The 19246-nt window shown below is 69.2% G+C and carries 13 protein-coding genes and 2 pseudogenes; 12 read left to right on the top strand and 3 right to left on the bottom strand.

The genetic code is table 11. The features are described 5' to 3' along the window. Nucleotides 1–802: 802 nt before the first annotated feature. The 5 genes and pseudogenes from ACFY04_RS34375 to ACFY04_RS34355 all read left to right on the top strand — a co-directional run bounded on the left by ACFY04_RS34375 (nt 803) and on the right by ACFY04_RS34355 (nt 8346). Nucleotides 803–1366, top strand: coding sequence for a papain-like cysteine protease family protein (locus tag ACFY04_RS34375; RefSeq protein WP_389123039.1), 564 nt, complete (start codon nt 803–805; stop codon nt 1364–1366). Nucleotides 1367–1376: 10 nt separating this feature from the next. After that, on the top strand, nt 1377–2258 hold the full coding sequence (locus tag ACFY04_RS34370) for a hypothetical protein (RefSeq protein WP_389123036.1): 882 nt from the start codon (nt 1377–1379) through the stop codon (nt 2256–2258). A gap of 553 nt (nt 2259–2811) precedes the next feature. Next, nucleotides 2812–5121: an arylsulfatase gene (locus ACFY04_RS34365; RefSeq protein ID WP_389123033.1), complete on the top strand. Its 2310-nt coding sequence runs from the start codon at nt 2812–2814 to the stop codon at nt 5119–5121. A 519-nt stretch (nt 5122–5640) separates the two neighbouring features. Further along, a pseudogene (locus tag ACFY04_RS34360) lies at nt 5641–6461 on the top strand (lipase family protein). A gap of 643 nt (nt 6462–7104) precedes the next feature. Next, entirely contained in the window at nt 7105–8346 is a 1242-nt protein-coding gene (locus ACFY04_RS34355) for a PP2C family protein-serine/threonine phosphatase (RefSeq protein WP_389123031.1), read from the top strand. Between the two features lie 338 nt (nt 8347–8684). Here ACFY04_RS34355 and ACFY04_RS34350 read toward each other — a convergent pair whose 3' ends face one another. Together ACFY04_RS34350 and ACFY04_RS34345 are read right to left on the bottom strand one after the other, a co-directional pair. Next, nucleotides 8685–8837 carry a hypothetical protein gene (locus ACFY04_RS34350; RefSeq protein WP_389123029.1) on the bottom strand — a complete coding sequence of 51 codons (153 nt, stop codon included), beginning with the start codon at nt 8835–8837 and terminating at the stop codon, nt 8685–8687. A 542-nt stretch (nt 8838–9379) separates the two neighbouring features. Further along, nucleotides 9380–10087 carry a hypothetical protein gene (locus ACFY04_RS34345; protein ID WP_389123027.1) on the bottom strand — a complete coding sequence of 236 codons (708 nt, stop codon included), beginning with the start codon at nt 10085–10087 and terminating at the stop codon, nt 9380–9382. Nucleotides 10088–11225: 1138 nt separating this feature from the next. On the opposite strand from ACFY04_RS34345, the gene ACFY04_RS34340 reads away from it, so the two are divergent. The 5 genes from ACFY04_RS34340 (at nt 11226) to ACFY04_RS34320 (ending at nt 16376) form a co-directional block, all read left to right on the top strand. Continuing rightward, nucleotides 11226–12257, top strand: a complete 1032-nt coding sequence (locus ACFY04_RS34340; protein ID WP_389123025.1) for a hypothetical protein — start codon at nt 11226–11228, stop codon at nt 12255–12257. Next, on the top strand, nt 12257–13012 hold the full coding sequence (locus tag ACFY04_RS34335) for an SDR family NAD(P)-dependent oxidoreductase (RefSeq protein ID WP_389123023.1): 756 nt from the start codon (nt 12257–12259) through the stop codon (nt 13010–13012). Before ACFY04_RS34340 ends, ACFY04_RS34335 begins: the two co-directional genes overlap by 1 nt. 677 nt (nt 13013–13689) lie before the next feature. Continuing rightward, complete coding sequence (locus ACFY04_RS34330; protein ID WP_389123021.1) at nt 13690–15135, top strand: oxygenase MpaB family protein; 1446 nt, start codon at nt 13690–13692, stop codon at nt 15133–15135. A 44-nt stretch (nt 15136–15179) separates the two neighbouring features. Next, nucleotides 15180–15842 carry a hypothetical protein gene (locus ACFY04_RS34325; RefSeq protein ID WP_389123019.1) on the top strand — a complete coding sequence of 221 codons (663 nt, stop codon included), beginning with the start codon at nt 15180–15182 and terminating at the stop codon, nt 15840–15842. A 213-nt stretch (nt 15843–16055) separates the two neighbouring features. Further along, nucleotides 16056–16376 (top strand): hypothetical protein, encoded by a 321-nt coding sequence (locus ACFY04_RS34320; RefSeq protein WP_389123017.1) that lies wholly within the window; start codon nt 16056–16058, stop codon nt 16374–16376. A 285-nt stretch (nt 16377–16661) separates the two neighbouring features. On the opposite strand, the gene ACFY04_RS34315 is transcribed toward ACFY04_RS34320, so the two are convergent. After that, complete coding sequence (locus tag ACFY04_RS34315) at nt 16662–16859, bottom strand: hypothetical protein (RefSeq protein ID WP_389123014.1); 198 nt, start codon at nt 16857–16859, stop codon at nt 16662–16664. Here ACFY04_RS34315 and ACFY04_RS34310 point away from each other — a divergent pair. Together ACFY04_RS34310 and ACFY04_RS34305 are read left to right on the top strand one after the other, a co-directional pair. Then, a pseudogene (locus ACFY04_RS34310) lies at nt 16854–16975 on the top strand (IS5/IS1182 family transposase); the annotation flags it as partial. The gene ACFY04_RS34315 and the pseudogene ACFY04_RS34310 sit on opposite strands and share 6 nt — an antisense overlap. A 548-nt stretch (nt 16976–17523) precedes the next feature. After that, nucleotides 17524–19209, top strand: coding sequence for a DUF4012 domain-containing protein (locus ACFY04_RS34305; protein ID WP_389123012.1), 1686 nt, complete (start codon nt 17524–17526; stop codon nt 19207–19209). Nucleotides 19210–19246 lie beyond the last annotated feature (37 nt).

The following is a 19246-nucleotide window of genomic DNA, read 5'->3' as shown; positions in this document are numbered from 1 at the left end:
GCTCGTCCTGGACCTCTCGCTCCTCCGCGATGGGTGCCAGGCGGGCCGCGGCACGCACCTGCTGCACGAGCGGCGTGGGAAGCAGTGTCTCCGGGGCGACCAGCAGGTACTCCTCTTCGACCCCAACAGTGATCATGCTGGGAGTTACCCCGAACCCGCCGTGATCATCCAGGCGACGGAACCATCCGGCCGTAGCTGGTGCCACCTCGGGGCGGAAGCCATCCCCCGCGCCCCCGTGTGGTGGTCGTCACGCGGCCACTGCGTCTCAGAGCCGGTGGCATCTGCCACCCCGTCGACAGGGCCCGCTGCGGAGAGGGCACTCGCAGTCCGCGGTTCAGGGTTCCGGCGTACGGGTGGCCTCGCGTCGACCCACTGGTGTGGTGGATGACCGAGCCGGGGCGGCTGGTACGTGCTGCTGGTGCCTCGGCCGTGCCGGGAGCTCCCGCCCTGCCCGCGCCCGCCGTCACTGCAGGTCCGGGCGGGGAGATCGGCCCAGCCCAATGCGCCCGAGAGCGAACAGGATGCGCCCGAGAGCGAGCAGGCGTCTGTCCCGTCGTGCGGATCAGCCGTGGGGAGTGCTCGGCGACCCCGGGTGTCGCGGCCGCGAACGGACTCTGCGCCGCAAGGGCCTGCTCTCCGGCGGCCCGACTCCGGCGCTGCCCGAGTCGCATGATTACCCAACAAATAATCAGTATGGGGTAATTTCTTGCAAGATCCCTATGTGCCTCAGACATGATGCGCTGTCATATTCCTGCCAGGTTGCCCCGTTCATCTCGTGCACCCATCAGGGGAAGGCAGGAAAATGGGCAGGTTCAGGTACGGAACCACGGCGTCGGCCATCGCGCTGGCCGCCTTGGGGTCGCTCGCGGCCGCGGGAGGCACGGCTCACGCGGAAGCGGGTCAGGACACCATCAGCATGCTGAAGCAGGAGAAGACCCAGTGGTGCTGGGTCGCCTCCGGGCTGACCATCGCCAAGTTCCAGGGCTTCGGCTCCACACAGACGGACTTCTGCAACCGGGCTCAGCCCTACTACGGCTGCAACAACCAGCCCGCCACGCTCGACGACATGGCCAGGGGCTGGAGCAGTCTCGGCATGGCCCACACCGGCTCGGGCCTGAGCAGCGCGGCCACGTTCAACCAGGTGTACACCGACGTCAAGGCGGCCCGGCCGATCGGTGCCCGCATCGGGTGGACGTCCGGTGGCGGCCACATGAACGTGGTCTACGGCTTCGACACGTCGAACACCACGATCGCCGTGGCCGACCCGTGGCCGGAGACCACCACGTACACGTGGTGGAACTACAACGACTACGTGAGCAACAGCTCGTCCAAGTGGACCCACTCCCGCATCGGTATCTCCCGCTAAGGCAGGCGACATGCGCGACACCAGCGGCACCGAAATGTCCAGCAAGCGGACGGCCTCTCGCTTCTCCCGTCTGTCCCTCGTCATCGCAGTGAGCGCATCCGCGCTGCTGTCCGTCGTCGGTCCGACGCACGCGGTCCCGGCCAAGGACCCTCTCCCGGCCGACATCCCCGACTACCAGGCCGCCCTCGACGCGGTGAAGTCCACCGACGTCCGCAACGCCGTCTGCCGCTTCCTGCGCACGCCGGTGCCCACCGGCGACGCCGGCGAGCCGGTGCAGACGATCCCCGAAACGGCCGAGCCCTGCCAGGGCCTCCCGGTTTTCACGATCAAGGACCCGGTGGCCCGGAACGAGATCACGCCCGGGTTCGTCGCGGGCACCGCCCAGCCACTGCCCACCGAGGCGATCAAGCTGACAGGGCTGGTCTCCTCGCTGAGCACCACCGTCAACGGCCGCGACGCCACCGTCATGCTCGCCCCCACCCAGGGCGGCGGCTGGCACCTGGCAGCCGTGCGCGACGGCGACAGCGACGCCACGTACGCCGGCAAGGCCACCGTGGGCACGCTGGTCTTCACCGAGCCGCAGATCCGCGGCTGGTACCAGCTCAAGCTCACCACCGTCGAGCCCCTCAACGACCAGGCCCGGCAAGGACTGGGCGGCCAGGCGTCGGTGTCGCTCGGTGACTACCAGAAACTGGTCAAGGCCCGCTACGCCGACAAGCTGCCCGGCTCGGAGTACGACACCACGGGCTACTCCAGCGGTTACAGCCTCCAGCGCACGGCGGATGACGCCCCGTCCTCCACGCTGCTCCTTGCCGGCGGTTCCGGCACAGCACTCGCCCTGGCGGGCGGAGCCGCCGTGCTCCGCCGGCGCCGGCGCGCAAGCACCCGCTGAGCCCAACCCCGTAGGCCCCCTCGCTCCGCCCTGGCAGCCGGCCGGGACGGAGCGAATCCCCGTCCGGCCGGACCGCCACCACGGTCCGGCCATGGCGGACGGGCTACGGGTTGCGCCTTTCCCAGCGCGCCTCTGATCGCCGTCTCCGGCCGTACGAACGACGTTGCCGAGCTGGATTTCACCCGCCGACTCGCCACGCGCGCTCACAGCGGCCTCCAGGCCCTGGACGGGCTGACTGCGCGCGCTGGTTTGCCAGGCCGTCGGCGACGTCCGCACCGCCCCATAGCGCCTTCTCGCATGGAGGGCCAGACGGCGCACCCCGCTCGCCGTGGTGATGGTGGCGTCCTAGCGTGGAGGAGCCCGGGGCCCTGGCCCCGGCCGGGGCCTCTTGCCCAGCCGTGCGATACGGATCCCAGGTCGGTGGCAGGGCTCTGTGGTCGCGGCAGGCCGCACAGCCGCACACACAGCACCGGTGCTCGCACCGGTGGTGGGACGGAGACAGATGGCGCAGTCGTCGTGGAGTGAGTACCGGCCGGGACAAAGGTTCCCGGGGGTGATCGGGCGGACGACCGAGGAGTCGAGTCCGGCGTGGCCGCAGCCGGTGCGCGCGGTGGCGGGTGCGCCGAACGTGCTGTTCATCGTGTTCGACGACACGGGGTTCGGGCAGTTCGGCTGCTACGGCAGTCCGATCGAGACGCCGAATCTGGACGCGCTTGCCGCGGGCGGGCTGCTGTACAGCAACATGCACACCACCTCGCTGTGCTCGCCGTCGCGCTCCTGCATCATCACGGGCCGCAACCACCACGCGAACGGCATGGCGGCGATCACGGAGCTGGCCACCGGCTACCCGGGCTACGACGGGCAGATCCCGTTCGAGAACGGGTTCCTGTCGGAGATGCTGCTGCAGCACGGCTACAACACGTACATGGTCGGCAAGTGGCACCTGACGCAATCGGAGCAGGAGTCGGCCGCGGGCCCGTACGACCGGTGGCCGCTGGGGCGGGGCTTCGAGCGGTTCTACGGGTTTCTGGGCGGGGACACGAGCCAGTGGTATCCGGACCTGGTGTACGACAACCACCAGGTCGAGCCGCCGGCCACGCCGGAGGAGGGCTACCACCTGACGGAGGACCTGGTCGAGCGGGCGATCTCGTTCATCGCCGACGCCAAGCAGGTCGCCCCGGACAAGCCGTTCTTCCTGAACCTGTGCACGGGTGCGGCGCACGCCCCGCACCATGTGCCGAAGGAGTGGGCGGACCGTTACCGGGGCCGGTTCGACGACGGCTGGGACGTCTACCGCGAGCGCACCTTCGCCCGGCAGAAGGAGCTCGGAGTGGTGCCGGCGGACGCGCAGCTGTCCCCGCACGATCCGGACGTGCCCGCGTGGGAGTCGCTCACGCCCGACGCGCGGCGTCTGGCTGCGCGGATGATGGAGGTCTACGCCGGGTTCCTCTCCCACACCGACCACCACCTCGGGCGGCTGCTGGACTTCCTGAAGGAGACCGGCGAGTCCGACAACACGCTGATCATGGTGGTCTCCGACAACGGGGCGAGTCCCGAGGGCGGGGTCACCGGGACCACCAACGAGCTGCAGGCCTTCAACAACGCGCCCGAGACGCTGGAGGAGAGCCTGGCGCGGATCGACGAGATCGGCGGCCCGGCCACGTTCAACCACTACCCGTGGGGATGGACGTGGGCGGGCAACACGCCGTTCCGGCGGTGGAAGCGGGAGACCTACCGCGGTGGCGTCAGCGACCCGTTCCTCGTCCACTGGCCGGCCGGCATCCGGGCCCGCGGTGAGGTCCGCGACCAGTTCGCGCACATCATCGACATGGTGCCCACCGTCCTGGACGTCCTCGGCATCGAGGCACCCGCGACCATTCGGGGTGTCACCCAGTCGCCCCTGCACGGGGTCAGTTTCGCGCACACCTTCGACGACGCAGCGGCGGCGAGCCGCCACCGCACCCAGTACTACGAGATGTTCGGGCACCGGGCGATCGACCACGACGGATGGCGGGCGGTCTGCCCCTGGCCCGGCCCCTCCTTCGCCGAGGCCGGGCGGCCTTTCGGCGCCCCGGTCACCATGGCGGACCTCGACGACCTCGACGCCCACCACTGGGAGCTCTACCGCGTCGACGAGGACATCGCCGAAACCCGGAACCTCGCCCAGGAGCACCGCAGCAAACTCATCGAGATGATCGCACTGTGGTACATGGAAGCCGGCAAGTACAACGTGATGCCGATCGACGGCAGTGCCTTTGCGCGCCTGATGACCGAGCGCCCGCAGATCACCGAGAACCGGACCAGCTACACCCTGCGCCCCGGCACCCAGTCCCTCCCCGCGGCGGTCGCGCCCCGGGTCCTCAACCGCCCGCACAGTGTCACCGCCGACGTCGAGATCCCGCCCGGTGGCGCGGAGGGCGTCCTGATCAGCCAGGGCACCAACGCCGGCGGCTGGTCCCTCTACGTCAAGGACGGCCACCTCCACTACGCCCACAACTACGTGCAGCGGGCCCTGCACCACGTCGCCTCCGGCGAAACCGTGCCCGAGGGGCGGCACGCGCTGCGTTTCGAGTTCGAGCCCACCGGCGCCCCCGACATCGCCCACGGCAAGGGCGCACCCGGCCGCGCCCAGCTCTACATCGACGGCCGCCTGGTCGGCGAGAGCGACATGCCGGTCACCACCCCGGTCACGTTCAATCCGGGCGGCATGGCCTGCGGCGCCAACCCCGGATCGGCCGTCACCCCCGACTACCAGGCACCGTTCCGCTTCACCGGCACCCTGCACAGCGTCACCGTCGACCTGTCCGGAGACCTCATCATCGACGCCGAGAGTGAGATGCGCATGCACATGGCCCGCCAGTGAGCGGGACGCCCCACGGATCTGACAGAACTGTGGTGGCCGCATGGCGCATGCCCCTGCGCGTAGGGCCCTATGGGCATAGCCGCCGCCTGGCCGACGGGCAGCTGCAGTGCGACAGGGCAGGGAGGGCGTTTGCCATGTCGGTGTCTCTGTGCGTGGGACGGCTGTCCGCCGATCGCGTGGACCCGAAGGAGAGGCACCGCACCATCTTCTCCGTCTCGCAACGGCGATCGTGACGGCATGAGTTCCGGACAGGCGCTGCGCTGGCCGAACTCGGGCACGACGGCGGGGGCCGGCTCGCCGGCCACCCGGCCGGCCTGGAAACATCGCGTACCGCTCACCGCCCTCGCGCGCTGTGACGAGCCGCGGAGTGGGGGAGTGAACTGCTGCGCAAGAGTGAAGATCACGCGCGTCGCCGATCGCACAGCGGTCAGGACCGATACGACAGACCTGTCGAGAGTCGCCTTTCCGAAGCCCGCAGCCCGGAAACGGTGGCGCATCTGGTGGAAAGGGATGCCGCTCATGTCTGCACGGTCGACGATCGACCACAACGCCCGCGGATACAGCGTTGAGCTCGCCTATGGGATGGTCCAGGCCGCCGAGCTGGCCTACGAGGACGAGGACGCCATCGAGCAGAAGGCCCGGGAGTGGGGTTTCGACCGGGTGCGCCACCACCACACCCGCTTCACGCCGCCCTTCCCGCTCCAGGACACCCAGGCGTACACCATCGCCAGCGACCGCATGATCATCACAGGCTTCCGGGGCACGGAACCGGCCCAGATCCGCGACTGGCTCTCCGACGCCACCACCCCGCCCTGGCCGGGCCCCGCCGAGACCGGCTACGTCCACTACGGCTTCGGGGAGGCCCTGGACTCCGTCTTCCCCTCCGTCCGCGGCACCCTCGCCGAGCTCCGAGACAACGACCAGAGCGTGTGGTTCACGGGGCACAGCCTCGGCGGCGCCCTGGCGATGCTGGCCGGATGCCGGCTCTACCTGGAGGAGCCCCGCCTGCAGGCGGACGGCATCTAACCTTCGGTCAGCCCTGCACCTGCGACCGGCTGCTGGCCGCCGCCTGCAACAAGGGCTTCAAGGACCGGCTGCACCGCTTCGTCAACAACAACGACATCATCCCCCAGCTCCCGCCCGAGCCCGCGTACACCCACGTCAACACCCTGCGCTACATCGACTCCACCGGTCGCATCCGCTCCTCCATGCCACTGCTCGGCGCCCTCACCGACCGGGCAAAGGGCATGACCGCGGACCTCCTGGCACCGGCCGCCGACGCCGTACGCGACCACCCCGTCAAGCAGTACGTCGCGGCCTTGGAGAAGAACCTCAGCTGACACCGCCCGGCGGAGTCCGGCCAGGGTTGTCATCAGTGAGCGTCCCTGCAAGGGAGCTTGCGGAACGCTGATCCTGGCCGGGACTGCTCGCCCGCCGCAGTGCGATCGTCGCGTGGGGTGGCGAGGGCGGGGAGCCGATCGCCGCGACACCATGTACCGGTCCTGCTCGGCCATCGGTCACGCTGGGTTGGCCGGTCACGGGAGGAGGACCCGCTTGCGCCGGAGACCCTGTACGCCTCCTGTTCCGACCGGGTGCGACATGCCGCCTCTGGCGTAATCGGCCCTTTGGGCCGGTTGGCGGTGTCAGGCTGGACGGGTTGATCACTATCGTGCGAAAGGCCCCTGCCCCGGGTGTACGGGTCGTGTGAGCGGCTCGAGCGGGCCCTTCGGCGACCGCCGGATGGATCCGAGGGTGCCGGGGTTGTGCGTTGGGACCAGGGCACGGTGAGCCGGAACACGTGGCCGGGCGTTGGAGCCACAAGCGCCGAGGGGGTGGAAGAGGCAATGCCCATCCTGGCCGGGCACCGCCTCGTTCCGGTGCCTGGCCACCGAGGCCGGGCACGAGGCCGCCTGGCACGCACCTCGGGGAGACGGTCACCCAGTGAGGTTCCCGTGGCAGCGCGACGAAGGGGTGCAAGCAGCGATGGCCGAAGACGGGCGGAAGTCGAGCACGTTCGGGGTGGACCGGTCGGAGGGGTTCGGCGAGCGGTTGCTGGGCGTGCTGCTGGACCGGGCGCACGAGATGCCGCCGCAGTTGCTCGCCCCGCTCGTCGCGGAGGAGGTGGCCAGGGTCGGTGGCCGGGATCTCTCGATCCTCCTGCAGGACTATGAACAAATGCTGCTCGTGCCGCTGTCAGGCCGGCGGCTGGTGGTCGGCGACCCCGAACCGGTCGAGGACTCCCCGGCCGGCGAGTCGTTTCTGAGCCGCACAACGGTGGAGGTGCCGCAGGACGGCAGTGTGCGGATGTATCTGCCGCTCCTCGACGGCAGTGACCAGATCGGGGTGATGGCCGTCACGCTGGACAGCGTCGATGACGACGACCGGCGGTTGTTGCGTCGGCTCGCCGGTCTGGTGGCGGACATGATCGTCACCAAGGACGCCTACACCGACCTGTTCTTCCAGGCCCGCCGCCGCGCCCCGATGAGCGTGGCAGCCGAGATCCAGTGGTCGCTGCTGCCTCCGCTGTCGATGACTGTTCCTCAGGTCGAGGTGGCCGGAATCCTGGAGCCCGCGTACAAGGCTGCCGGAGACAGTTTCGACTACGCCCTCAACGGCGACATCCTGCATGTGGCCATGATCGACGCGATGGGCCACGGCCTGGACGCGGCGACCATGGCGACGGTGGCCATCGGTGCCTATCGTCATACGCGACGGGCCGACACCGGGCTGTCTCAGGTGTATGCGTTCATGGACCAGGCCATCAATGAACAGTTCGGCCACGAACACTTCGTCACCGCGCAGATGATGTGTCTGAACGTCGCCACGGGCCGGCTGCAATGGGTCAATGCAGGTCACCCGGCACCGCTGCTGATCCGTGACCGCGCCGTGGTGGACCGGCTGGAGAGCCCGACCACATTGCCGGTCGGCTTCGGCGGTGAGCAGCCGCAAGTCAGCGAGCGGATGCTGCAGCCCGGGGACCGGTTGCTGTATTTCACGGACGGCCTGATCGAGGAGCACCAAGCCGGCGGGGAGCAGTTCGGTGAGGAACAACTCATCGAGTGGACCAACCGCGTCGTCCGTGACCACATCGGGGTACGGCGGGTGGTGCGCGCGCTCTCCCACGCCCTGAAACAGGAACGAGGTGGCATCACCAGCGACGACGCGACCATGTTCCTCATCGAGTGGCGCGGGGGCGACGCCGATCATCTCGCCACTCTTGATTGAGCCGGTGTCCACCCGTCCGAACGGTGCCGAAGCCCTCACGGCAAACCAGTTACGTCCCGCTCGCAGCCCGACACCTCCGGCCAGTGCGCACCCATGGACGGCCAATCCGACGACCACGGCCGTCATCGCAGCACTGCGCACCGCCTCGCGGGAGAGTCGCACCACGTACCTCCCGCCGGCCTAGGCTGCGGTCAGGTTGTCCAGGCGGGGGGCCGCTTCTCGCAGAATGCGAGGGCGCCTTCGGCTGCCGAGTTCGTGCGGAAGACAGGTGCGGTGATCGGGTCCTGGACGGAGAAGGCCGCGTGATCGTCACGTCCGCGGGTGGCCTCGACGACCTGTCAGGTGATCCGGACTGCCTCCGGGGAGTTGGCGCGGATCCGCCCGGCGAGGGCTAGCGCGGCGTCCAGGGCTTTGCCCTCGCCGGTGAGCTGGTTGACGAGTCCGTGCCGGGCTGCGTCCGGTGCGGTGAGTGGGGAGGCGGTCAGGAGCATTCCCGTTTGCGGTGGGGAGATCAGCGTGCTGTGGTGGAAGCCGAGTCGTGGGTCGTGCCACCAGGGGACGCCGTCGACGGCAGAAGTTGCCGTCCTGCCCGTACGGACAGTCGCACCAGCCGGTCAGCCCACCGTCCTCGTCCTCGGTCAGCTCGACCTCGTAGGCGTCGGTGCCGTCCACGGTCGCGGTGATCACCGCGACCCCGATGTCCGGCCGGGACACCGCGGACAGATGCCGAGCCCCCGTTCGAAGGAGCGCGTCCCGGCCAGTCGGCGCAGGTCGCCCTCGGTGAAACCCAGAGCATGCGTCACGGGATTCATTCAACCGGAAGGGCACGCCTCACCGCTGGGCACCGGGTCCATGCTCCGGCAGACGGAGATCGCCATGGAATTCACAGCCCGTCACCCCCGTGGAACGGTCGATGCCGGCCTGCTGGAGCAGCTGCCGGCTCAGGCCGGGGCGGGCAAGAGCGACGGGCCGGCCGCGTAGCCCTCAGGCCCCGGGCCGCCCCGGCCTCCACCACGCCCACCAGCAGCGGACCTTAATCCGCCGTCACCTTGGCCACTTTGTGGGCCTGGGGAGTGCCGCCCAGTTCTTTGAGCGCATCGACTTTCATGTACTCGGTGGCCTTCTCCCAGTGCCTCAGTGCCTCGGCGGCCCGGTCGGCCTCGTCCTCGCTGTCGAAGAACGCCAGGACGAGCTGCTGCTGATCCCCTGCGGAGTCTTCCCTGTCTTCCCGCGGGGTCACGGCGTCCTCTCTCGTGATCCCGTGACGTTCGAGATACTCGAAGACCTTTGCCGCACCGTCGGACTTCCCGTCCAGCTCGGACCGCATCCAGTCCCGCATCGCGTTCTCGTGGTCGAGCAGGTCGTCCCCGAGTGCCTTCAGCTCGGGGGTGCCGGCGCCCTTGCCGAGCTGCTTGAACAGCGGATCGACCTCTTTGGTCTCTTCGACCGTGGCCTTCGCGATGCCTTCGAACGTGCGGTAGTGCCGCGCGAGCGCCGCTCCTTCCCGTCCGAGCTTCTCTGCCGTCTCCAGGGTGACGTGAATACCGGCGTCGTGGGCGAAGGGCTCGCAGTAGTGGGTGTTGAACCACTCCATCGTCGCGCACGCCGTCATCTCGTCAGCATGCGCGGGATACATTCCGGCCAGTTCCTCAAAGAGACCCACACCGAAGAACTCGCCCTCCCACGAGAGCTTCAGGATCGTCTTCTCCGTGTGACCGCCGGCGAACCGGTGCTTCTCCATGAATGTCATGACACATACCTCCGCCGCTGTGTCAAACCGAAGTTCCAAGGGCCCCGGGGCCTCTTCGCGTGCCACTACCGCGACGGGCGAGTGTCCTGGCTCGACGTGGGGCTCGCTCCGGTGTCGATCTCCACGCGACAGTTCAGCCGCCGCGGTGACCAGCCGCGGAATCGTGTCCGGACAGGGCCACGCCGCGATGGCGAGCCAAGCGCGCACCCTGGGGCGACAGACGCCCATGTTCGACGACAGCGCCACTTAGCACGCTACCCGGGTCGGATGACCTCCGCCTGCGGCCGTGCCGAGTGGGGCGTACGCGTGAGCGGCCGTAGCCAGGGAGCAGAGGCGCCGCATCGTGCGTAGAACGATCCCGATGGGACGCCGCCTCCTCCCATACCGGGCCCGGCAGGTCGACCAGCTGACCGCCGCTGCATGAACACCCCGGGACGCTCCCCGGTCACCCAGTCGCTCCGCGACCCGCCCCAGGGCGTCCGGGTGGCCGAGCGGATCGGGGCGACGCCGGTCGGGGTCGCCCGGCCCACGTCTTCGGAAGGCTGCAGCCGGGAGTGCCAGGACGGCAGCAGCACTGATCGGCGGCGGCCCGCTCGACCACGGGAAGTGTCCCTTTGACGCGGCGATGCGTTCCGGACCGCGGCGGTATCTGTTCCTTGACGCTCGGTTCCGCTTCCGCGACAGCGTGTGATCGACACCGCCCCGCCCAGGGCGGCACGCTCGACGTCAAGGGGAGTGGTCATGTCCGGCGCCGAGACGCTCTCAGGCTGTCGGTGCGGGGCACGTACTCCTCCAGTCGGGCCGCAGCTGCGAACTCGGCAAGCAGCGGGGGAACCCGTGCTTGAAGGTCCGGCGGCCGAAATCCCGGTCCGTTATCGGCGACCTGGCGCACGCCCGACGCCGGTCGGATCCAGCCACTTCCCGGATCAGGGGCGCTGTCGGCCGCCTCACCTGTGAATATTCATCGCGGACACATCAAGTTCAACCGTTGCTACGCGCATGCCTGCGGATCGGCGGCACTGTCATCACACGGTGGAGGACGAATGACCCGTACGGCGCCGTCATCCCCGGACTTCCCCGCACCCGGGGAGTTCTGCCCTGGAGAGGAGTTTCCGAGGGTGGCTGTGCGGTGACCGAACTCCGCGTGCTCCAGATACCCGAGACCTGCGGCTGGAACGACTACGTCGCACTCCAGGAGAGCCACCTCGCAGCCCGAGGGGCCGTGGTGATGCGCCCGGGCCTGTGTCGCGACGAACCAGGGTTCGCCCCTGGAGGCTTCTCCCCCCTGGTTGGGGCGGTGCCGGACATCGTGCACCTGCACTGGCCCGAAATGCTCGCAAGGTTGCTCGGCGACGCGGAGGCGATCTCCCTGCTGCGGGAGTTGGCCGCCAGCGGTGCGCGTCTGGTGCAAACGGTGCACGACCTGGCCCCTCATGAAGAGGGGGCACACGGCAATGTGGCGTTCATCGACGAGGTCGACTCGCTCACGCACGGCGCCCACTTCTTCACCAAAGAGCACGAGCTGGCCGCACGCCGGATCCGCAGCCGGCTGCCCGGCCCAGCGCTGCACCTGCCCCACCCCAGATATCCCCAACTCGTCCCAGGACGAGGCGGATCGCCGTACGGCGCGACGATCGGCTGCTTCGGCCGGCTGCGCCCGTACAAGCGGACCGCCGCCTTCGCGCAGGCGTTCGTCCGGCACGCCATCGGGGAGCAGCGGCTGCTGGTCGCGGGGTACCCGGACGATCCGGCCACCCACCGCACCCTGACCGAGATCGCGGCCGCCCACGACCGGGTCCGCTACCTTCCGGGATTCCACCCCGGTTCCGAGTTCAGGCGCCTGCTGGAGCAGGTGGACTGGGTCGCGCTGCCCTACCAGCGGGTGTGGTCCAGCGGGGTGCTGGTGGCAGCAGCGCAGCAAGGCCGCCGGATCCTGGCACCACCGCCGGTGGGAGCGGACGCCTACGGGCCGGCGCTCGAGGACTGGCAGATCGTGGAGCCGTGGGACGACGATGTGGCCGTGCTGCGCTGGCAGGAGGCCCTGACCGTCCCGCCGGAAGGACAACGGACGGCGAGCGGGCCGGGGGCGCTGACCCTGCCACAGTGGGATGAGGCAGCGGACGCCCTGGGCGACTTCTACCACCGAATCCTGGCGGCCTGATGGTCCACCGCATCGTCGTAGGAGCCGCCGGCTTCATCGGCCGCCCCCTCGCCGCACACCTCGCCGACCAGCCGGGACGCCTTCTCCTGGTCGACAACGAACCGGCCGGGCGCCCCGCCGGCACGGTGCGGGGATGGCACGCTGTCGACTGCCGCACGGAACGCTTCACCCAACTCGTCGACGAATTCGTCGACGGAGCCGAACGCGTGGAGCTCTTCCACGCTGCCGGGCGGGTACCCCACCTCGCCCGGATCGCCACCAACGACGTCGACGCTTTCCGTGCGGCGATCGAGGACAACCTGGTGACCACTTATGCGGTCCTGCGTACGGTCGCCGAGGCCGCGGCAGCCCACGGGATACCGGGCGCCATGCTCGTCCTCGGCTCGGTCGGCGGCACCCGGGCACACCGCTACAAGGCCGGCTACGACGCGGCCAAAGCCGCCGCCGAGAGTCTTACCCGCAGCTTCGCCCTGGAATACGGCCCGCTCCGCATCTCGACGCGGGCCATCGCCATCGGGCCCATCGACACCTCCTCGACCACCTCTGCCGACGGGGCACACTTCGACGCCCTCGTCCAGGACGTCCCGCTCCAGCGTTACGCGACCCTTGCCGAGGTGGTCCACGCCGTCGCGGCGCTGGCGACACCGGTCTTCGACTTCGCCAACGGCGCGACCTACCTCTTCGACGGGGGCCTCACCCAGCAACTCCGCTCCCAGGCCATCGAACGACCCCCGGAGGACCTGGGAGTCCGCTGAGTCACAGGGACGATGCCCGCGCCCTCACACGGCTGTCCTGTTCGCGTGGTGCCGGAGGATCGTTCCCCTCGGCAACACCGTGACGGGTCGGCCGTCGTACCGCCCATGTGGACTCGGCCACCTGGGGCCGATTCCGGACGGGTTGATCAATGCGTGGTCAGGGACGCCACTGCTGCTCCTAGCCTGACGCACACGCCTTCCACCGAGCCTCAGGAGATCGGTCGGATGGCAGATCAGGTATCCACATACGCTCTGCCTCCGGTTGCCGTCTTCTGCGACTCGATACGGCCGCGCTTCTGCAGTGGGTTTTGGTGCTGGCTCGTACCGTGAGTGGGGCGCCGATCTCGACCACCACGTGCCAGCCGGCACCGGACGATGAGTACGGGCCGATCAGCATCCAGTGGTTGGGTAATCCAGGTACACCCCTCACAGAGGTCCTGGCCACGCCGCTCGTGCATGAGGGAGGCGAAGGTGCGGTGCGGAAACGGCTGCACTCAATCCCCAGAACATGTGTACGCCGACACGTGGTGCCCTGAGGCGTGTCTCTGATGGGTGAATTCGGGTACCTGGCCGCTCCCGGATTCCGGTAGGGCCGTTGGGCTGGGCGGATAGCCGGATGATCCCTCTTCCGGTCGTCCCTTGTTCATTCCTGTGCATGTGCTTGAGGAGACGTCCCCTTGGCTACCGCTGATCTTCCTGGCCCTGATTCGCTGCTGCGCCGCACGCTGGGGGAGTGGCGGATCGGGTTGGTGGCGTGGCGGCTGCTGGTTCTGCAGACCGCGGATCCGGCGGTCGCCGCCGGCATGACCAACTTTTCCACCTACCGCGCGCACCCGTGGCGGCGCATCGAGCACACCATGGACAGCGGGAAGCGGCTGTTTTTCTCCGACCGTGAAGGGCTGCGCCGTGAGGTCGCCCGTCTGGAGCGCGCGCACCGGCGTCTGGCGGGGACCGACGAGCAGGGCAGGCCGTTCACGGCGTTGGACCCGGCGGTGCGGGTGTGGGTGCTGGTCACCTTGTACGAGTGCATGACGGCGATGCGGGAACTGTCCGGACGCCCGCTGGCGCCGTCTGAACTGGATCAGATGTATGGAGAATTCCGTGCGGTGTGTTCCGAGTTCGGCCTGCCTGACGACCTGTTCCCGGCCACGGCCGCGGACGTGCCCGCGTATGTGGACCGCACGATCCGCGAGCGCCTCGAATACGGCGAGCCCGTGCGCTACCTGCTCTTCGACATGCTCCGTGAAGCGCCCGCACCCCGCCGCCTCGGCCGTCTGAAGCCGGCCTGGCCGCTTGTGCGCGCGGTGGCCGCCCACGTGATCGGTGCGCTGACCGTCGCGGACCTGCCGGAAGCCTTCCGCGAGCGCTTCAGCTTGCCCCGTACCCGCCGCGCGGCCCTGCTGTCCTTCATCCTGCACCGCGGCATGCGGGTGCTGATGAATGCGCTGCCCGAGCACCGCCGATACCGCAGCCCACTGGCCGGCATCCCCTCGACTCCGCAGCCTCCCACCGCCCCCACCGACCATCCTTCCGCCCCGGCGGCAGGCCCCGTCCGGCTTCCCGCACCACGCCGCCGCAAGGGTGCCGATTCCCGCCCGGCGCGTCTGCGGACCTTCTTCCGTCAGGTCCTGGACCAGACCGGCGACGGCCGCATCGGCTCGGCCGATCTGCAGGCCATGGCGCACAACGTGTGCTGGCCGCTCGAACTCGCTCCGGAGCGCGAAGCTCCCGTCTATGCCGCCTTCGAGACCTGGTGGCAGCAGCTACGGACCGGCATGGATGCTGATGAGGACGGACAGGTGACCTGTGAGGAGTTCGTCACCGCCATGCTCACCGGGATCGACGCCGGGCCGGCCTATCTCGAGCAGGGGCTGCATGTCGCGGTGCGGGCGGTCTTCCACGCGGTGGACACCGACGGCAGCGGACACCTGTGCGCCGATGAGTACCGCACGGTCTTCGGCGGCTCCCGGGTTCACCCCGCCGAACTCAACCACGGCTTCCGCCAGCTCGACCACGACGGAGACGGCCGCATCACCGAAGACGAATTCGTCCAGGCCTTCACCGACTACTTCACCGCCCGCACCGACAACACGGCCGGCAGCCAACTCCTCGGCCGCCCATAGCAGCCGATCCGGGCGAAGCGCCGGGGCAGCCACTGATAGCTGTCATGAGTACGGGAAGATGGCTGTGGGTCTGCCTACAGCGCTACGTCATGACCGCCGCTCTCGGCTGGGTGGCCGCGGCCCTGGTGCTGCCCGTTCTGGGCGACGATCCCTTCTGGGCGTCGTTCGGCGCGGGGCTGGGAGCGGGGCTGATCGTGGTGCCGCTCCTGACGGTCGTGAACATGTTCGTACTCGTCCTGCTGGCCGGTCGGCGGTTCGAGCCGCCGACCGGCGGTCCCTCGCGGATCCGGGGCGGCTGGCTGATCGTGCTGCCCCTGGTCCTGCTGCTGCCCGTGGCCCTGCTCGTGCCACTGCAGTACCTGATCGTGCTCGGCGCGCAGCTCGTGTACCTGGTGTGGGTGCTGCCCTGCCAGGACGCCCGCGACACGGCGGACGTGCTGCGCTCGCTCGCCGACCCGGCCGTCCCGGCCGAGCAGCGGGCCCGGACGGCACGGGCGGTCGCGGGACTGCAGGGCAGGCCGGTCGTCGAAGCCCTGGTGCAGACCTCGGCCGACGCGGAGCCGGAGGTCGCCGAAGCGGGTCTGGAGACCCTCTGCACCATCTGGCGGCGCGACGGAGTCGTCGGCGAGGACCTGCTGCTGAAGCTCGACCCGCAGGCCCAGGAGCGCGTCCGGGCCCTCGGCGTCAGGGTGCGGAGTCCTTGGTGAGAGCGGCGGCGATCGGCCGCGCATGACACGGGCCCGGCCCTCCCGAGACCACTCGGGAGGGCCGGGCCCCTTTTCTCTTCCCGGGGTCGAGGACACTGTCGGCCGCGGGGTCATGCCACGAACTCGAACCCCAAGTTCGAAAGCAAGGGGCACTCGCCCCTGTGCGGGCATACACGGGATCGAGGCCTCGCGGCGAGCGACGACCTCCTGACTGTGGCGGACCTGCTGGCTCGTGACGACTGGGACTGGTGCAGCAAGTGCGGCGGCTACGCCGTACGCCGGCTGGCCGACACCCAGCTTTCCTACTACCGCGCTGCTCACCGGCCGCACGACATCGCAGGGCAGTTCGACGACGAGCGTACTTACCGTGTCCCCGTCGAACCGGATGCCCTGCTCAAGCAGCTGGAAGAGCTTGCGGACTGGGAGCCCGGCGGGCACGAAGGCTGCGACCGGGACGGCTCCTGGCGTTGGTGTGAGGTCATTCGCGACCTGCGACGCCGAGCCGAAAGGAAGCGGCGGCACACCGCTTCCTGAGCCACTTTCCCCCGGGTGGCCGTGTTGACGGCTGGCGGGCCCGAGGGGCATGTGGTGCCCCTTGGGGACCAGTTGGGCACAGCGCCCACGTCGATGGGCGCACAGCATGTACGTATGTGCACGCTGTGCGCCCTGAGATTGTGCTGCTGGGGGTCAAGGGGTCGCAGGTTCAAATCCTGTCGTCCCGACTCGGAAGAGTCACAGGTCAGGGGCCGTTTCAGAGCAATCTGAACGACCCCTTGATCGGTTTTGGGGACCAGTTGGGGACCAGCGCGCTTGACCGCTTCAGTTGGCGACGACGAGCGGTACGGGCAGAGACCGCGGGGCCCGCAGCACGCTCAGGTGGGCGGAGAGAGCGGCGCCGGCGGCGGTGATCTTGTGCACGTCGGGATGCAGGTAGCGCTGCGTGGTCGTGAGTGAACCGTGCCCGGCGATCTTGCGCAGGACCGTGCGCCATTGGGGGCGCCAGTGTCCCCCCGCCACAGAAGGGTCGTTGAGAGGACCGTGTCCTGCCTCGCCGGCTCCACCGACGCTACGAACGCAACGCAGAACACTTCCTCGCCTTCGTCGGTATAGCCGCAGCCCTCATCTTGGCCCGCCCCCCCGTCCTGTGGTGCGTGCTGCGCGTAGCGGGGCGCGGGGCTATGGGCGGCACACGGCAAAGTAAGAATGATTTATTGGGCCATCCAGTGATTTGGGTATTCAACGGCGTTATCGGACGCTACCCGGCGACATGTATGAGCGTGTAGAGCCACTTTGCCCCGCCCGTTCGGGCCTGGACTCATGTCAGGAGTGTGGAGAATTTGGGGACGTCGTCGATGTGGCGTGGCGCGCGGGCGGCCGGCACAGCCTCCGCTGCCGTCGCTGTGTCCCATCGTCTGGGCGACTGGCCCGGCCACGCTCTTCGCGGGGCGACAGGAGTGGTCTCACCCGGAGGCGGTACGGGTGGAGCAGCCTCGTGGCTCGAAAACCAGTGATTACCGAGTTCTCCGTGCGGCTGCGACACCTGCGTGAGCGTCTCAAGTTCATCGAAAACACGGGGCGGTCTTCAAGGACGGAGCCGGCGCGTTGCCGATTCCCACGGCCTCGTGCCCGGCACGTGCTGTTGGCCGTCGCCGTCCTGTGTCTTGCCCTAGCGGGTTGGATCGTGGGCACCGGTCTGCTTGCCCGGACGGAGTTGCTGGCCGCTCAGCGGTCGCTGGATACGCTGCGGCACTCCGTCGTGGATACGACGGGGAACGCTGCCTCGGGGGCAGCGATGAACTCTGCGGCGGTGCACGCCGCCCGGGCGCATCGCCTGACCACCGGACCCGCCTGGTATCTCTTCGCGCAGGTGCCGTTCTTCGGCCGACCCGCGGAAACGGTTCGCGGCGCGGCGAGCGCCGCCGACCGGTTGACTCACGACGTACTTCTGCCGTTCGTGCGCATCGCTCCCGAACTCGCTGATGACTCCAGTGAGGGCGGGAGGGGAGCCCTGCTGTCCGCCTTCGACGGCAAGGCTCCGGCTCTCGAGCGGGCGGCGCGGGTGGTCGCCGAGACGCGCGCGGAGGCCGGCCGTCTTCCCCGTACCACCTGGCTGCCGGCGGCCGACCACGCACGCACGCAACTGTTGGGGTTGCTCGACCGGATGGCCCCCGTCACGTCTGATGCCGCTGTGGCCGCCCGTGTGCTGCCGGCGATGCTGGGGGAACAGGGTCTTCGACGGTATTTCGTCGGCGTCCAGAACACGGCGGAAGCCCGCGGCACCGGCGGCATGCCGGGGGCCTTCGCCGTGCTCACCGCAGAACGGGGACAACTGCACTTCGAGACCTTCGACAATGACGACGGGGTGACGGGTGGCAGTCCTTCGGTCGATCTGGGATCCGAATACACCGCCCGCTATGCCCGGTACGAGCCCACCCGCTTCTGGGCCAACTCCAATCTCAGCCCGCATTTCCCCTACGCCGCCCGTATCTGGGCGGCAACCTGGCGCCAGCGCAGCGGCAAGAGCGTGGACGGGGTCATCGCCCTGGACCCCACCACCCTGGGCCGATTGCTGCGAGTGGCGGGCCCGGGACGACTGCCCGACGGCGCGGCGCTCACCGGCGACAACATGCTGGACCTCACGGAGCGCACGGGCTACGCACGCTACTCTGACGACGCGGCGCGCAAGGCGTTCCTCCTCGGGGTGGCGCGCACGGCAGTCACCACCCTGGTGGACGCCTTCCACGATCCGCGACGGATTCCCGGACTGCTCAAGGCAGCGTACGGTGACGCGGCGACAGGACGGCTGAAGGTGTGGAGCGCCCGGGAGAACGAGCAACGTCTACTGTCGACCCGTCCTTTGAGCGGCATGTTTCCCCAGGAGACCGGTCCCTTCGCCGGACTCGTCGTCAACAATGCTGCGGGCGGGAAGCTGGATTACTACCTGGAGCGAGAGCTGAGCTGGGTTCCGGGCCGCTGTACGCCGCAAGGTCGGCTCGTCACCGCGCGGATCACTCTCACCAACCGGGCGCCGAGGTCGGGGCTTCCTCCCTACGTCACCCAGCGCGGCGACAAGCCGGCGTACCCCATCCGGCCGGGAGACAACCGGGTGCTGGTTTCCTACTACGCCAGCACGGGCGCACAGCTCACCGATGCGGCCCTCGACGGCCGGACCGCCTTGGTGGGCATCGGCGAGGAACTCCGACACCCGGTCTACACGCTGGACCTGGAACTGCCCGCGCAGCGCGCTCGTACCCTGACGCTCCAGCTCCTGGAGCCGGTCAGCGACCATGCACCCGAGCTGTGGCGCCAGCCGCTGGTCACACCGCTGCGGGCTCATGTGGAGCCCTACCCGGCGTGCGGCGACTGACGCCGGGCACCACAGAAGGCAGCGGTGACCGAGGACG

This window comes from Streptomyces sp. NPDC001549 (genome assembly GCF_042894025.1).
Classification (GTDB): domain Bacteria; phylum Actinomycetota; class Actinomycetes; order Streptomycetales; family Streptomycetaceae; genus Streptomyces; species Streptomyces kutzneri.
The sequence above is the reverse complement of the archived record's forward strand: the minus strand, read 5'-3'. Positions and strand labels throughout refer to the sequence as shown.

Bases quoted from the DNA above. Each gene is read 5' to 3' on its own strand.
- ACFY04_RS34355 (WP_389123031.1), top strand. From the start codon at position 7,105: ATGGCCGAAGACGGGCGGAAGTCGAGCACGTTCGGGGTGGACCGGTCG.
- ACFY04_RS34370 (WP_389123036.1), top strand. From the start codon at position 1,377: ATGCGCGACACCAGCGGCACCGAAATGTCCAGCAAGCGGACGGCCTCT.
- ACFY04_RS34325 (WP_389123019.1), top strand. From the start codon at position 15,180: ATGAGTACGGGAAGATGGCTGTGGGTCTGCCTACAGCGCTACGTCATG.
- ACFY04_RS34375 (WP_389123039.1), top strand. From the start codon at position 803: ATGGGCAGGTTCAGGTACGGAACCACGGCGTCGGCCATCGCGCTGGCC.
- ACFY04_RS34345 (WP_389123027.1), bottom strand. From the start codon at position 10,087: ATGGAGAAGCACCGGTTCGCCGGCGGTCACACGGAGAAGACGATCCTG.
- ACFY04_RS34335 (WP_389123023.1), top strand. From the start codon at position 12,257: ATGGTCCACCGCATCGTCGTAGGAGCCGCCGGCTTCATCGGCCGCCCC.
- ACFY04_RS34350 (WP_389123029.1), bottom strand. From the start codon at position 8,837: ATGCTCCTGACCGCCTCCCCACTCACCGCACCGGACGCAGCCCGGCAC.